General features: G+C 70.5%; 17 protein-coding genes. 12 read left to right on the plus strand and 5 right to left on the minus strand.

Annotation, left to right across the window (positions count from 1 at the left end):
- Position 1 precedes the first annotated feature (1 nt).
- The 7 genes from FB559_RS33180 (at position 2) to FB559_RS33205 (ending at position 4,469) form a co-directional block, all read left to right on the plus strand.
- Positions 2-490 carry a pyridoxamine 5'-phosphate oxidase family protein gene (locus FB559_RS33180; protein WP_141960883.1) on the plus strand — a complete coding sequence of 163 codons (489 nt, stop codon included), beginning with the start codon at positions 2-4 and terminating at the stop codon, positions 488-490.
- A gap of 83 nt (positions 491-573) precedes the next feature.
- Complete coding sequence (locus FB559_RS44945) at positions 574-804, plus strand: pyridoxamine 5'-phosphate oxidase family protein (protein ID WP_221640297.1); 231 nt, start codon at positions 574-576, stop codon at positions 802-804.
- A 12-nt stretch (positions 805-816) separates the two neighbouring features.
- Positions 817-966, plus strand: coding sequence for a hypothetical protein (locus FB559_RS44950; protein ID WP_221640298.1), 150 nt, complete (start codon positions 817-819; stop codon positions 964-966).
- 65 nt (positions 967-1,031) lie between these two features.
- A complete protein-coding gene (locus FB559_RS33190) occupies positions 1,032-1,424 on the plus strand; it encodes a nuclear transport factor 2 family protein (protein ID WP_141960884.1) in 393 nt (130 codons plus the stop codon).
- A gap of 71 nt (positions 1,425-1,495) precedes the next feature.
- Complete coding sequence (locus tag FB559_RS33195) at positions 1,496-3,124, plus strand: alpha-amylase family protein (RefSeq protein WP_141960885.1); 1,629 nt, start codon at positions 1,496-1,498, stop codon at positions 3,122-3,124.
- A gap of 162 nt (positions 3,125-3,286) precedes the next feature.
- Entirely contained in the window at positions 3,287-3,901 is a 615-nt protein-coding gene (locus tag FB559_RS33200; RefSeq protein WP_221640299.1) for a hypothetical protein, read from the plus strand.
- Between the two features lie 394 nt (positions 3,902-4,295).
- Positions 4,296-4,469 (plus strand): CsbD family protein, encoded by a 174-nt coding sequence (locus tag FB559_RS33205; protein WP_141960887.1) that lies wholly within the window; start codon positions 4,296-4,298, stop codon positions 4,467-4,469.
- A 94-nt stretch (positions 4,470-4,563) separates the two neighbouring features.
- Here FB559_RS33205 and FB559_RS33210 read toward each other — a convergent pair whose 3' ends face one another.
- From FB559_RS33210 to FB559_RS33220, 3 genes are all read right to left on the minus strand, one after another.
- Complete coding sequence (locus FB559_RS33210) at positions 4,564-4,956, minus strand: RidA family protein (protein ID WP_141960888.1); 393 nt, start codon at positions 4,954-4,956, stop codon at positions 4,564-4,566.
- Positions 4,931-6,133: a hypothetical protein gene (locus FB559_RS33215; protein ID WP_141960889.1), complete on the minus strand. Its 1,203-nt coding sequence runs from the start codon at positions 6,131-6,133 to the stop codon at positions 4,931-4,933. Before FB559_RS33215 ends, FB559_RS33210 begins: the two co-directional genes overlap by 26 nt.
- A 394-nt stretch (positions 6,134-6,527) precedes the next feature.
- A complete protein-coding gene (locus FB559_RS33220; RefSeq protein ID WP_141960890.1) occupies positions 6,528-8,861 on the minus strand; it encodes an ATP-binding protein in 2,334 nt (777 codons plus the stop codon).
- Between the two features lie 333 nt (positions 8,862-9,194).
- On the opposite strand from FB559_RS33220, the gene FB559_RS33225 reads away from it, so the two are divergent.
- Genes FB559_RS33225 through FB559_RS33245 form a run of 5 tightly spaced genes read left to right on the plus strand, consistent with a single transcriptional unit; the run spans position 9,195 to position 12,155 of the window.
- Positions 9,195-9,851 (plus strand): phosphatase PAP2 family protein, encoded by a 657-nt coding sequence (locus tag FB559_RS33225; protein ID WP_141960891.1) that lies wholly within the window; start codon positions 9,195-9,197, stop codon positions 9,849-9,851.
- Positions 9,841-10,242 (plus strand): BlaI/MecI/CopY family transcriptional regulator, encoded by a 402-nt coding sequence (locus tag FB559_RS33230; protein ID WP_141960892.1) that lies wholly within the window; start codon positions 9,841-9,843, stop codon positions 10,240-10,242. Before FB559_RS33225 ends, FB559_RS33230 begins: the two co-directional genes overlap by 11 nt.
- 45 nt (positions 10,243-10,287) lie before the next feature.
- Positions 10,288-10,935: a phosphatase PAP2 family protein gene (locus tag FB559_RS33235; RefSeq protein ID WP_141960893.1), complete on the plus strand. Its 648-nt coding sequence runs from the start codon at positions 10,288-10,290 to the stop codon at positions 10,933-10,935.
- Between the two features lie 36 nt (positions 10,936-10,971).
- The gene (locus FB559_RS33240) at positions 10,972-11,466 is read left to right on the plus strand and encodes a sigma-70 family RNA polymerase sigma factor (RefSeq protein ID WP_221640300.1); all 495 of its coding nucleotides are present in this window, start codon (positions 10,972-10,974) and stop codon (positions 11,464-11,466) included.
- On the plus strand, positions 11,463-12,155 hold the full coding sequence (locus tag FB559_RS33245; RefSeq protein WP_141960895.1) for a hypothetical protein: 693 nt from the start codon (positions 11,463-11,465) through the stop codon (positions 12,153-12,155). The genes FB559_RS33240 and FB559_RS33245 overlap by 4 nt, the downstream gene beginning before the upstream one ends.
- A 22-nt stretch (positions 12,156-12,177) precedes the next feature.
- On the opposite strand, the gene FB559_RS33250 is transcribed toward FB559_RS33245, so the two are convergent.
- Both FB559_RS33250 and FB559_RS33255 read right to left on the minus strand, forming a co-directional pair.
- Positions 12,178-12,840: a response regulator gene (locus FB559_RS33250; protein WP_221640301.1), complete on the minus strand. Its 663-nt coding sequence runs from the start codon at positions 12,838-12,840 to the stop codon at positions 12,178-12,180.
- Positions 12,837-14,150, minus strand: a complete 1,314-nt coding sequence (locus FB559_RS33255) for a sensor histidine kinase (RefSeq protein WP_246122279.1) — start codon at positions 14,148-14,150, stop codon at positions 12,837-12,839. Before FB559_RS33255 ends, FB559_RS33250 begins: the two co-directional genes overlap by 4 nt.
- Between the last annotated feature and the right edge of the window lie 100 nt (positions 14,151-14,250).

A 14,250-nucleotide genomic window follows, 5' to 3' on the forward strand; every position in this document is an offset into this window, starting at 1 on the left:
TATGACACCGGAAGAGCGACGTCAGTTCGTCCGCGACCACCGGACGGCCATCTTCGGTTACTCACGTAAGCACGACGGTCCCGCCATGACGGCGCTGTACTACATCATCGACGGCGACGAGATCCTCGTCTCCACCATGCGGGCCCGCGGGAAGACCGCCGCGGTTCTGCGCGACCCGAAGGTCTCGCTCTGTGTGCTGGACGAGAACTGGCCACCGACCTATGTGAACCTCTACTGCGACGCGGTCGTGGACGATGATCCGAAGGCCGGCGCCGACCTGCTCTTCGACATCCTGGGCGTCATGGCCGGCCGCCCGCTGAAGGAGGACGCCCGGCCCGAGGTCGAGGAGATGGCCCGGCGCGAGGAGCGGGTGGTGCTGCGACTGCGGCCGTACGCGACCTTCGCGACACCGCCGCGGCACATCGACACCGAAGAGGACCTCGCCGGCCTTACGCACTGGACGAGCGCCTCGGTCCCCTGGGACGCGTGACGCTCGCACCCGCCTGTGGTCATGGGGACCGGAGGGGCCCGTTACTGTCAGGGAATCACCCCTCCGACCTGCCGGGAGACCGCGTGAAGCTCTCAGAGGACCTGCTCGCCCTGTTGCGGCGTCCGAGCACCTGCTACCTCGCGACACTGATGCCCGACGGTTCGCCGCAGGTGACCCAGACCTGGGTCGACACCGACGGTGATCACGTGATCATCAACAGCGTGCAGAGCCACGTGAAGACGAGGAACATCGAGCGCGACCCGCGCGTGGCCCTCACCGTCTCCGATCCCGAAAGCCCCTCGCGGTACTTTTAGGTACGCGGCCGGGTGCTCGAGGTCACCACCGACGGCGCGGCCGACCACATCGAGACGCTCGCCAAGAAGTACCTCGGCAAGCCCTATCCGTGGTTCGGCGGCCGGGACCAGGTGCGAGTGATCTTCGTGATCGAGCCGGAGAAGATCAGCGGCATGGGGTGAAGGGGCGGAGGCCGGAGGGGTTATGGTCGACCGTGCGTGGCCGACAAGTCGAGTAGGGAGTGGCGATGCACCCGTTCCGTCAGGCCGTCGAGGCCTGGGACATGGCGGCCGTCGAGGCACTGCTGGCCGAGGACGTCGTCTTCACCAGCCCGGTCGCGTACCAGCCCTATCCGGGCAAGGCCCTCACGGCGGCGATTCTGCGCGGTGTCGCGCGGGTGTTCGAGGACTTCCACTACGTACGGGAGATCGCCGGCGCGGACGGCCGTGACCACGCGCTCGTGTTCCAGGCGACCGTGAACGGCAAGCAGGTCCAGGGCTGTGACTTCCTGCACCTCGACGAAGACGGGCTCATCGACGACCTGACGGTCATGGTGCGGCCGCTTTCGGGGGCGAACGCGCTGGCCGAGGCGATGAGCGCCCAGTTCGAGCAGATCAGCCGCGAGGCGGCGGGCGCCTGAACGGCGGCGGGCCGCTCCTTTACGCCCTCGACGATTAGTGCATTAGCCATTAATCGGGGTAAAGCACGCGAATGACCGACAAGGCAACGAGTGACCTGTGGTGGAAAGACGCGGTCGTGTACTGCGTGGACGTGGCCACCTGGCTGGATTCGGACGGTAACGGGATCGGGGATCTGGCCGGGCTGACCCGCCGGCTCGACTATCTCAGCGGGCTCGGCGTGAACTGCCTGTGGCTGATGCCGTTCTACCCCTCTCCGCTCGGCGACGACGGATATGACATCACCGACTACTACGCGGTCGACGAGCGGTTCGGCACGCTCGGCGACTTCGTGGAGATGATCCGTACGGCGGACAACCTGGGCATCCGGGTGCTCGTCGACCTGGTCCTCAACCACACCAGCGACCAGCATCCGTGGTTCCCGAAGCGGCGTGACTTCTACGTCTGGAGCGACCACAAGGAGAAGGAACCGGCCGACGTGGCCTTCCCGGGTGAGCAGGACAGCACCTGGACCTACAACGAGGAGGCCGGCCAGTGGTACATGCACCGTTACTACGACTTCATGCCGGACCTCAACATCACCCACCCGGACGTACGCGACGAGATGAACAAGATTCTCGGCTTCTGGCTGGAGCTGGGCGTCTCCGGGTTCCGGGTGGACTCCCTTCCCCTCATGATCGAGACGGTCGGCACGGACTCCCGCGACAACCCCGTCACGTACCTGCGGTCGCTGGTGGAGTTCATGGGACGGCGGCGCGGCGACGCGATCTTCCTCGGTGAGGCGAACGTCTCGCCCGAGGAACAGCAGCGCTACCTCGGCATGGACGGCGGCGAGGGCGTGCAGATGCTTTTCGACTTCCGCAGCTGCGCGGCGCAGTGGCTCTCGCACGCGCGCGGTGACGCGCGGCCGCTGGAGGAGGCGCTGCGCAGCAGGCCCCGCTACCCCCAGCACGGCCAGTACGCCAACTTCTGCCGCCACCACGACGAGCTCAACCTCGGCGACCTCGCCGAGGACGAACGTGACGAGATCTTCGCCGCCTTCGCGCCGGAGGAGACCCACCGGGTGTACGGGCGCGGCATCCGCCGGCGGCTCGCCCCGATGCTCGGCAACGACCCGCGTCGCATCCGGCTCGTGCTGGCCCTCACGCTCGCGCTGCCGGGCACACCCGTGCTGCTCTACGGCGACGAGCTCGGCATGGGGGAGGACCTGTCGCTGCACGGCCGGCTGGCCGTACGGTCACCGATGCAGTGGTCCGCACGCCCGAACGGCGGCTTCTCCCGCGCGGACGAGCTCTACCGCCCGGTCCACGCGGACGGTGAGTACGGCTACCGCACCGTCAACGTCGTCGACCAGCGGCACGAGCCGGACTCGCTGGTCGCCTGGATGACGCGCGCGATCCAGGTACGCCGGGAGTGCCCCGAGATGGGATGGGGGGAGTGGCGGATTCTGGACCTCGGCGACTCCCGCGTTCTGGGGCTGGACTACCGCTGGCGAGACGGCGGGGTCGTCACGCTGCACAACCTGTCGGCCGACGACGTACGGGTGAGCCTGCCGGACGACCTGGATCTGACCGGTGTCGAGGGGATCCGCCGGATGTTCGGAGAGGGGCCGGCCGATTCCGGCAAGGAGATCGACCTCCCCGGCTACGGGTACAGCTGGCTCCGTCTCGTCGACGAGCAGATCACCACCGCCATCATCTGACGACTTCGGGCCGCATCCGGCCTGATGCCCGGCCCGGCCCGGCGGGCCGGGCTACCGTCGGGGTGGCGCCCGACGGCCGGGCGTCCCCGTCGGCGCGAGGGCAGAGAAATGGCACATCGGTCCGTCACCACGCTGGTGGTGTGCGTCCTCTTATCCCCCCTGTTGGCGACGGGAACGGCCGCGGCGGAGGCACCGCGGCACCCCGGCCCCGTACGGGCGCAGATCTTCGCCACGAACAACACGGCGATCATCAGCGATCCCGGTGACCCGCGGCTGAGGACCCGGCTGGTCCGCTTCGAACGCGGGGTGCGCGAGATCATCCGCGCCAACGGAGCCGATCCGGGCAGTTCAACGCTGCTCGACGGGGTGTTCTGGTCGGAGAGCCTGGGGCAGACGACCTATGAGCGGTCGCGGGAGTTCGACCTCAGGCGGGTGAGCCCGGCCGGGCTCCATCACATCGCCGGCGTCGTCCGCAAGACCTACCACCAGGAGTCGGTGCTGACCTTCGAGTACCTGCCGAAGGCGTCGCCCCGGGCCGGCGCCGTGGAGATCGAGGTACCCGGCGTCGACGTCCGCCGTCTCCACGACGCCCTCGTCGCGGATCCGGACGCGCGGGCGCGGCTGGGCGGTGGCTCGGTGACGACCGCCGGCCGGCTCATCCTGGTCGCCGCCCGTAGTGATCTCGGCCTGGCGCGCCGGCTCGTAAGCGAGCTCGGGGGTACGTGGTCGTCCGCGGCCGTGCGGTATGGCGCCGAGGAGTTCGTCGGCTCGTCCTGAGCCGGACGTCGTTCGGCCGGGCGTCCCGTGGGATGCCCGGCCGAAAACGAAGTCAGTGCGATCGGCGTCCGCCGTCCGCTGCGGCGTGTCTCAGCCGCGGCGGAGCATGAGTATGACGAGCACGATGACGACGATAAGTACGACCGTTCCGATTCCGATATACACGAGCGAGCCCTCCGTGTGCAGATTCCCTGCCGAGCTTGGTAGTCCGGCAGTTTCTTACGTCGGGTCTGTACCCACACAAATAGTTACAAACTCCCCGGCGGCGATAAGTGCGGACTGGTTTGTCGCCCTTCAGGGCGGTGTCTCCCTGTATCGGCGGCCAGCGGCCGGTTAGAGGCGGGTATCGAGGGCAGGGGGACGGCTCAGGCAGTCCACGACGGAGGGATTTTCTATGAGTACCGCAGACAAGGCCGAGAACAAGGCTGAAGAGACCAAGGGCCAGATCAAGGAGACCGCCGGCAAGGCCACGGGGAACGAAGAACTCCAGGCCGAAGGCGAGGCCGACCAGGCCAAGGGGAACATCAAGCAGGCCGGCGAGAAAATCAAGGACGTCTTCAAGAAGTGACAGCGGCAGGTCCGCCGCGGGTGGTGACCGGCCGAACCCGGCCGGTCACCACCCGGCGCGGGCGGGCGGAGAGCGCGGCCGCGGAACGCCGGGCTCAGAGCACCGCGACGCAGTCCACCTCGATGTCGAAGTGGCCCGGCCAGGCCGGCACGTTGACGAAGATCCGTGCCGGCGGATCCTTGGGGAAGTACCGCGCGTAGACCGCGTTGACGGCGGCGAACATCTCGACCGACGTGCAGTACACATTGCACTTGAGGACCTTGTCCAGCGAGGACCCCGCCGTCTCCAGGCACAGCTTCATCTGCTCCAGGACGAGCTCGGTCTGCCGCTCGATCGGAGCGTCGGCCACCTCCCCGGTCTCGGGGTCGAACGGCGGGAACCCCGACACGTATACGGTGTCGCCGGCCCTGGTGACCGCCGAGGTGGGCGCCTTCCAGTTCTCCAGGTACGTGGACAGGGGCTCAACGCGGATGATCTCTCTGATCACTGAGTGTCCTCTCGTCGCGGCGGGTGTCCAGGTCGTGCAGGATCACCGACAGGGCGTAGGGCGAGATGGTGTGCCCGTCGTGGGTGGCGTCCTCCTGCAGATCCCAGCCACCACCCCCGATGAGACCGGCGCGGTGGGCGACGGCCGCGACATAGCTGCGATGGCCGATACCGCTGAAGCAGCACGAGTCGAAGCGGTTGAGGATCTGGAGTTGACGGCGGCCCGGCCCGGTCGCCGCCATGACGTACAGGTCGAGATAGCCGGCGACACCATAGAACCCCGGCAGCGTGTCCCCGCGCTGCTCCCAGTCGCCGATGGAGGAGGCCGCGTTCGGCGAGGCCCCGCGCAGGTATGGGGGCAGGGACCCGGCCACCGGATAGCTGCGGGTGACGCGCGGGTCGATCGCGGCGTACACGGTCGTGGTCCACCCGCCACCGGACAGGCCGACCATCTGGACCGAGGTCGGCCGATGGACCCTGACGGCGTGGTTCAGCGCGACCGCGACCGGCTCGAGGAAGAACGTGAGGGCCGAGAAGCTCGCCGACTCCCGTCGGGCGAACTCATCGTGGGACGTTTCGCCCAGCTCCGCGGGCGATGGTGCGTTCCAGTGCATGTACGGCATGGCGTGGATCTGCACCGAGTAGCCGCGCTGGAGCAGAGGCGCCACGGTGGTGAGCATGGTCCCAAGGGGCTCGCCGTGCCCGTTGTGGTACACGGCGAGCCGCCCGTTCCCCGGAGGCCGCGGCAGCACGTGGTAGACCTTGGACGACATCCCGTACGCGAGAGGCACGCTCAGCTCGTCGACGCGCCGGAGATGGGGGAGTGCCGTCAGCAGCGGCACGGACACGTCGGTCTGGACACGAGGCAGCCGTGTCGGCAGGCCGGCACGCTTCCACACGTACGCGATCAGGCGTGCGCGCCTCGCCGCGACCTCGGCCGCGCTGTACATGGTGATCATTGATTCGACGTCGACGCCGACGGCCGCCTGCGGCATGGCCCTGTACTCGACGCCGTGACGCGCGGCGGCCTCCCGGTTCACCGGCGCCAACGGCCGAGGAGTGGCGGCCTCGGTGCATGGACCGGCACTCGCGCGGACGTGCGGGGTGCCGAGCACGCCGGCGGCGGTCGCCCCGCCCAGACCGCCCAGCAGGCCGCGTCGAGTGAGCCGATCCGTCATGGGTGCCGCTCCGGTGCCGTCGTGGACCACACCGAGGGTCTGGCCGCGTTCCGTTCAAGAGTCGGCCCGGGCGGCCATCCGCCGCGCCCATCGAACATCTACAAATTGGTCAACATGGAGCAAGCGCCGCGCGTGGCCATGCCGAGGCCGGTAGGTGCTGCCCGGCGGGGCCTCCGCCCGTTCCCCCGAAGGGCGGAGACCCCGGCCGGTCCATATGAGGCTCGACGTGACCGCTTCCGCGGGCTTCGGCTCTGAGCCGCTCGGGCTCCGGCGCGGCCGGTACGGCGTGCTCAAAGGAGAAGCACGGACATAGTCCGTCAGGGCGACACCCCCACGTATCACCCATCCGGGTAGGTCCCCGGTACCTACGGCACCCGGCACGCGGACCGGGTCCTCAGCCGCCCCGGTGATCCGGGTCGGCCGCCGTGCGCTCGGCGACCCAGCGGGCGATCTGCACCCGCGAGGTGAACCCGAGCTTCTGCAGGATGCGCTCGACGTGACCCTCGGCCGTACGCTGGGCGATCACCAGGGTGGACGCGATGTCCTTGTTCCGCAGGCCCTTGGCGACCAGCTCGGCGATCTCCATCTCGCGCCGGGTGAGCGGCTGCTTCATGCCCTGGCCCGCCGCTGCCGGGTCCGGCGTCGTGGCCTCGTCGAGCGCGAAGGCCGCGGCCTCCTCCAGCCCGGACTCCCCGCCGGCGCGGAGCGCCTCGGCGAACCGGCCCGCGCCCAGCCGTTCACGCAACACGGCCTCGTACCGGTCGTGCGAGGCGACGAGGAACCGCATGCCCGGAATCGACGCGCCGATGGACCGCCAGGCGGCCTGGGCGGCGCCCAGCAACCGGGCGCCGCGCTCGTAGCGCCCGTCGGCCACGGCGATCCAGGCGAGCACTTCGAGGCACTCCGCGACACCCCACGCGTCCCCCGTCGTCCGCATGGCCCGCAGGCCGTCGACGAGGAACGCGGCGGCGCGCTGCTGGTCGCCGCGCAGCCACCGGCCGTAACCCATCGCCCACAATGCGTTCGACCTGCTCAGATAGGCGCTGTGCGTCTCGCACATCTCCATGCACTGCGCGCCGTACGCGTCGGCCTCTTCGTAGTCGCCCATGGTGGAGGTGGCCATGACCAGATGGCACAGTGCCATCCACCGGCCGGCCGTGCTGTCCTCGGCGCGGTAGCGGTCGCGCGCCTCCTCCAGGAGCGTGACCGCGTCCGGGACCTCCCCGCGGAAGAACGCGATGAGGCCGCGGAAGTGGGTGGTGACGGCGAGCGCATCGGTGTCCTGGAGCCGTTCGGCGATGAGACGGGATTCGGCCAGCAGGTCGGCCGCGGCGTCGATCTCTCCCCGGCGCAGTGCGAACCAGGCGTCGACCCACAGCGCCTTGGCCCGCTCGGTGCTCGGCTCCGTGTCGAGCGCGAGCGCGCGGTCGAGGTAGTCGCGGCCCTCGGTGTAGGAGCCGAAGATGAAGATCCAGTAGTTCCACAGCGAGGAGACGAAGCCGAGTGCCGTACCCGGACGGCCGGACTCCTCCAGGCAGAAGGTCAGCGCCGCGCGGATGTTGCCCTTGTCGCGCTGCAGGCGGGCGAGCCACTCGATCTGATCGGGCCCCAGCCATCCGTCGTCCGCCCGTGCCGCCAGCCGCCGGTACCAGTCCTGGTGCCGTGTACGCAGCTCGGTCTCGTGACCTGACCGTTTCAGGAGCTCGGCCCCGTACGCGTGGATGGGCTCCAGCTGCAGGTAGCGATGCCCTTCCCGCAGCAGGATCGACTTGTCGACCAGCCCCGCGACGAGGTCGAACACCTCGTCCGAGCCGATCCCGTCGCCGGCGCACACCTGCTCGGCGTCCTCCAGCTCGAAGCCGCCGGCGAACACCGACATCCGCGCCCACATCGTCTGCTCGGCGGGGGCACACAGGTCGAAGCTCCAGTCGATGGCCGCCCGCAGTGTCCGTTGCCGGGGAGGCGTCGCGCGGCTGGTCCCGGCGGCGAAGCGGTCGTTCAGCCGGCTCACGATCTGTTCGAGGGGCAGCGAGCGGACGCGGACCGCGGCCAGCTCGATGGCCAGCGGTATCCCGGCGAGCCGCCGGCAGAGGAGCGCCACCTGAGGGCCGTTCTCCGCCGTGATCGCGAAGGCGGCGGAGGCGGCCTTGGCACGCTCGGCGAAGAGGGCCACCGCCTCGTAGTGGGCGAGTGAGGCGGGGGAGCAGTCCGCGTCGGGGGCGGGAGTCGTCAGCGGCGGCACCTGCAGGACGTGCTCACCCTCCACGCACAGCGGCTGGCGGCTGGTGGCGATGATCCGCAGCTGCGGCGCACCGCTCAGCAGCTTCCTGGCCAGAATGGCGGCGCCGTCCAGCAGGTGCTCGCAGTTGTCCAGCACCAGCAGGGTCTGCTTGTCCGCCAGGTAGTCCAGGAGGACGTCGATCGGTGGTTCGTCCGACTGGTCGCGCAGGCCCAGGGTCGTGGCGACCGTACGGCCCACCAGCTCCTCGTCCGTGAGATCGGCCAGTTCGACGATCCAGACCCCATCGGAGAACGCTCGCCGTACCTCGGTGGCCACGCGAAGGGACAGCCGGGACTTGCCGATCCCGCCCGGCCCGGTGAAGGTCAGCAGCCGTGCCGCGGATATCAGCCGCCTGGCCTCGGAGACCAGCCGACGCTGACCGATGTAGCTCGTGACATCGGCTGGAAGGTTTCCTGCTTTTCGGTGGGCCGAAATTGGCGCGACCATGACGCCCATATGGTAGCGGTTCCAGGAGGGTGCGCCTGCAAAGTGTGAGCCACGCCTCTCTCGCCTGGCGCTGCGAGGCGTTCCCGCGACCAGTGGACGCCGGGGGCCGGCAGGAGGGGGACTCTGCCGGCCCCGGCGTCCCGTGGGGGGGATCCACAGTGGTCCGGTGGGGCGCGATACCAGCATCGCCAGGGACCGGTGGCAGGAAACCGGGGCAAATACCCGTGTGGCTACCTGTACGGCGCGACTACGTGTGGCCGGCGCGCGTACGGGTGCGGCGGGCTCGGCCCTCCCGGCTACGACAGAGATAGTACTATTGCGATAGTAGATGAGGTGAACTCGAGGAGGCGCGGTCCTGTGCACGCGGCGTTCGACAGTGGCGCCTACCGCGACATGGTCGCGCTGGCACGCCACACCACCTGGCTCAACGGAGCCGCGAACCGGTGGAGCGACTACGGACTGCTGCTCTTCGTCGTGCCGGTCGTGGCCGGCCTCCGGCGGAACGGGTGGCGGGCGCTGTGGGTGGCCGGCGCGATGGTGGCGGCGTTCGCCCTCAGTGCCCTGACCAAGCTCGCGTTCGCCGAGCAGCGTCCGTGCCGGACGCTGCCGTCGGTCGGGCACATCGTGGCCCTCTGCCCGCCGCTGGGTGACTACGCGTTCCCGAGCAACCACGCGGTACTGGCGGGCGCGGGCGCGATGGCGGTCTGGGCGCTCGACCGGAGGCTGGGCGCCGTGGCGGCGGTGAACGCGGTGGTGATCGCGGCGGCGCGTGTCTACGTCGGCGTCCACTATCCGCACGACGTCGTGGCCGGGCTGCTGTTCGGCGCGCTCGTCGCCGGGGGCGGGACCTGGGCGGGAAGCCGCCTCGGCCCGCCGGTGCTGCGCCGTGTCCGAGGGCGCCGCGGGAGCGACGGTGAGCGGCCGGATGCCGAACTTCCTACTATCGCTGTAGTACTACTGGGTAAGTACAATCGGCGGAATGAGCGATGAGCCCCCTGCGAAGCAGCGCCCCGATGGCGGTTCCGCCCGGCGTCAGCCCGGGATGCTCGAGGACGAGGTGCTGGCCGTGCTGTGGACGAACGGACGGCCCATGACGCCCGCGCAGGTGCAGCTCGAGCTTGGCGACAGGCTCGCCTACACCACGGTGATGTCGACCCTGACCCGGATGCATCGCAAGGGGCTGGTCTCCCGCGAGCCGGTGGGCAAGGGCTACGTCTACACCCCGACCGTCGACGAGGCCTCGCACACCGCTCAGGCGATGACCGACCTCCTGAGCCGCCGCCGTGACCGCGCCGGGGTGCTGGCCCGGTTCGTGTCGTCGCTGCGGCCCGAGGACGAGGAACTCCTCCAGCGGCTGCTGCGCGGCGACCCGGGCATCTGACATGCGCGCCATCGTCCATCCGCCATCGGCCGTCTCCGCGCCGAGGTGAGCACGGCGCGGTTGGGGCTCATCGCGGGTGCGAGCGCGGGTCTGCTGCTCGCGCTGCTCGTGCTGGTCGAGCTCCGCCACGGCCGCCCGCTCCCGGCCGATCTCGCGGTGCACCGCTGGGCCGTACGCCACCGTCCGGCCGGGCCGCGCGAGACGGCGGCGATCATCACCGCCACCGGCGTCGGCGCGGTCCCGTACACCCTGGTCATGGTGGCCGGGATCATCGCCGGATCCGGTCCGTACGGGCGGGTGTTGATGGTGGTGCGTACGCTGGCGGTCCTGCTGGCCGTCCAGGCGCTGCGGCTCGCCCTGGCGACGGCCGTCGGTCGTCAGCGCCCGCCGGCCGTGGACTGGGCGGTCCACGTCACGGGCTACGCGTTCCCCTCCGGCCACACCGCGACCTCGGCGGCCGCGGCCGGGGTCCTGGTCTGGGCCGCTTATCCGCGCCTTCGCGGCGTCCCGCGCGCGGTGTTCGTCGCGTGTGCCGCGGCCTGGGCCCTCGCCGTCGGTCTGTCCCGCGTCTACCTCGGCGTTCACTGGCCGAGCGACGTGGTCGGCGGCTGGTCGTTCACCGTCGTGGTGCTGAGCTCGGCGGTCCTGCTCCTTCGTCACCGGGCCGTTCGCCACCGGGACGTCCGCCACTGACGTAAGCGGATCGCGGCCCGCGAGCGTGTACGGGATGTGAAGCAGCTGGAGTTCCAGGAGTTCTACGAGGCCCGCCGGGACGCGTGCCTGCGGGCGGTCCTGGCGAGTGTGGGTGATCGGCAGCTCGCCGAGGACCTGGTCGCCGAGGCGTTCACCCGGGCCTGGGTGTCGTGGCAGAAGGTCGGCCGGCATCCGGCGCCGTCCGCGTGGATCGTGCGTACGGCGCTTAACACCCGGGTCTCGTGGTGGCGACGGCGGCGACGCGAGGTCGCGCTGGACGGGGGCCACGACGTCGTGGACACCACGGCCGTGGACACCGACCTGGATCCCGCGCTGCTCACCGCGCTGCGCCGGCTGCCGCAGCGGCAACGGGAAGTGATCGTGTTCCGGGTCTTCCTCGACCTCGACACCCAGGCCACCGCCAAGGTCCTCGGTATCGCGCCGGGGACGGTCACCGCCCACCTGTCGCGAGCGGTCACGGCGCTGCGCGGCCATCTCGTCACCGCCGACAATCCGGAGGCCGGATCATGAGCGACCACGACACCGACGCGACACTGAGCGCCCTGAGGGACTCACTGGACGGCGTCACCATGCACACTCCCGTCGAGCGGATCGTCACGGAGGGGCGTGCGCGCCGTCGCCGGCATCGCGCGGTGGTCTCGGCGACCGGCGTCGTCGCGGTCACCGGCCTCGCGCTGGGCGTGCCTGCCCTCAGTCACCCCTCGACCGCACCGCCCGGGGCGCGTCTCAGCACCGGTGCGGGTTCGGTGCACATCCACACGGCCGCGTTCGCCCTGGACAGCCAGACCGACGGCACCCTCCGTGTGACCTGGGACAAGGGCCGGTTCTTCCAGGACCACGCGGGCCTGCAGCGTGCCCTGCGCGCGGCCGGCTTCCCCGTGCTCGTCAAGGAAGGCGTCTTCTGCAAGGGGCCCCAGGACGACGGATACCTGAGCCCGAGCGGTGCCGGTCACGGCGTCGGGCGCGTCATGCGCGGCGAGCGTCAGGACGACGGCAGGGTCGACCTGATCTTCGACCCTTCGGCGATGCCCGCCGGGAAGGAGCTGTTCATCGGCTACCTGTCGCCGGCCCAGCTGGCCGCCGTGCATGGCAATCCCGGCGCCGTGGGGCGCCTCGTGCCCACCGGAGTGCCGCTGACCTGCGACACGCAGGCGCCTCCTCCGCACTACAGGGACGACGGGCCCGTCAAGCACGACTGAGCCGCGCGTCTCCCCGGGTGGATCACTGCGAACCCCCCGGGGAGATGAGCCCGGTCTCGTAGGCGAGCACGACGGCCTGGACGCGGTCGCGCAGCCCGAGCTTGGACAGGATGCGTGCGACGTGCGTCTTCACCGTCGCCGCGCTGAGGGTCAGCCGGGTGGCGAGCTCGGCGTTGGACAGGCCGGTGGCGAGCAGGCGCAGCACCTCGAGCTCGCGCGGCGTCAGCTCGGACAGGTCACGGTGCAGCAGGGCCTTCGTCTCGTCGCGGACGGCGAAGCGCTCGACCAGGCGGCGGGTGATCGCCGGCGCGAGCAGGGCGTCGCCGGAGCGTACGAGGCGTACCGCGGCCACGAGGTACTCCGGGGTGACGTCCTTCAGCAGGAAGCCGCTGGCACCGGCGGTGAGCGCGCCGTACACGTAGTGGTCGAGGTCGTAGGTGGTCAGGATGATGACCCGCGTATCGTCTCCGGCGGCCGTGATCTGCCTGGTGGCCTCCAGCCCGTCCATCCGCGGCATGCGGATGTCCATCAGCACGACGTCGGGCCGGGTCCGGCGGACGGCGGAGACCGCCTCGGTCCCGTCGACCGCCTCGGCCACCACCTCGATGCCGTCGGCGGCGAGGATCATGCGGAACCCGGTGCGCACCAGCGACTGGTCGTCGGCGATGACCGCGCGCAGGCTCACGGGGCCGTCCAGGGGACCAGGGCCCTGATCCGGTATCCGCCGCCGATCCTCGGACCGGCCTCCAGGGTCCCGCCATAGACGGCGAGACGTTCGCGCAGGCCGATCAGGCCGCGGCCGTCACCCGTACGCGTCCCGGCCCCCGGCTCCCCGCCGGTGTCGGTGACCTCGATCTCCAGCCGGTCACCGTCATGGCCGATCGTCACCGAGGCCGCCGCGCCGGAGGCATGCTTGATCGTGTTGGTCAGTGCCTCCTGGACGACCCGGTAGGCGGTCAGTTCGACCCCCGGAGGCAGCGGGCCCGGCGGCGGTGACACCGCGACGCTCACCGTCATCCCCGCGGCGCGCACCCGTTCGACCAGGGCGCCGAGCTGGCCGAGCCCGGGCTGTGGCTCGAGCCCGTCGGGCCTCTCGTCGTCCGACGCGGAGAGCAGCCCCATGACATGGCGCAGCTCGGACATGGCGGCCCGGCCGCTGGCCTCGACCTCCAGCATGGCCTGCTTGGACAGTTCCGGTTCCGCGTCCATCACCTTGCGCGCCGCACCGGTCTGGATCACCATCACGCTCACATTGTGGGTGACGACGTCGTGCAGCTCGGCGGCGATCCGGGCACGTTCTTCCTCGACGGCACGCCGTGTGGCCTCTTCCTGGGCCTCCTGGAGCTCGGTGAACCGGCGCTGGCTGGCCTTGAGCCGCCGCTGCCAGAATCGGACGAAACTCGCGAGCACACTCGCGACCAGCAGGACGAAGAAGGGCCCTGACCAGCCTGGAAGCGCGGGGTCGGCATGCCGAAAGGCGACGCCGGCCAGCACGGCCGCGAGTACGAGGCCGGCCATCGCCTGCACGCGGTAGCGGCTGTAGGCGATGGCGCTGTAGGCGGCGACCACATAGGCCAGCAGGGTGATCCAGGTCGCGTTCTCCCCCACGAACAGGGCCGCGCACACCACCACCACGAAGGTGAGGAGCGGATACCGGCGCCGTGCGGCGAGCGGCAACGTCGTCAGCACGGTGATCGGCCAGGGAACGGGATGGGATCGCGGGCCCGGGTACGAGTGCACCGAGCCGGGCAGGGGGACTCCCGGGGGAACAGGCGGCGCCGGCGGTCTGGGCGGGGCCGGGACCCGCGTGCCCAGGTGGATGATCTGTGTGTCGCCGTGGAGCCTCGCGGCCATGGCCAACGCGAGGACCGTCAGGACGACCGCGAACACGGCGTCGGCGATGACGGCCCGCCGGGACAGCGACGTGCCTTTCGGCTCGGGACGCAGCAGGTCGCGTAGCTGCCGCCGCCACGCACGCCGTTCGTCCGTCTGCACCGGTTCATTGTCACGCCTGCGCGTCCGGCCGCGCATCCGCCGCGTTGATGGACGTCCCGTCCCTGAGGCGTACATCGCGGTGATGACGCCGCGGCGGATC

This window comes from Actinoallomurus bryophytorum (assembly GCF_006716425.1).
GTDB lineage: Bacteria > Actinomycetota > Actinomycetes > Streptosporangiales > Streptosporangiaceae > Actinoallomurus > Actinoallomurus bryophytorum.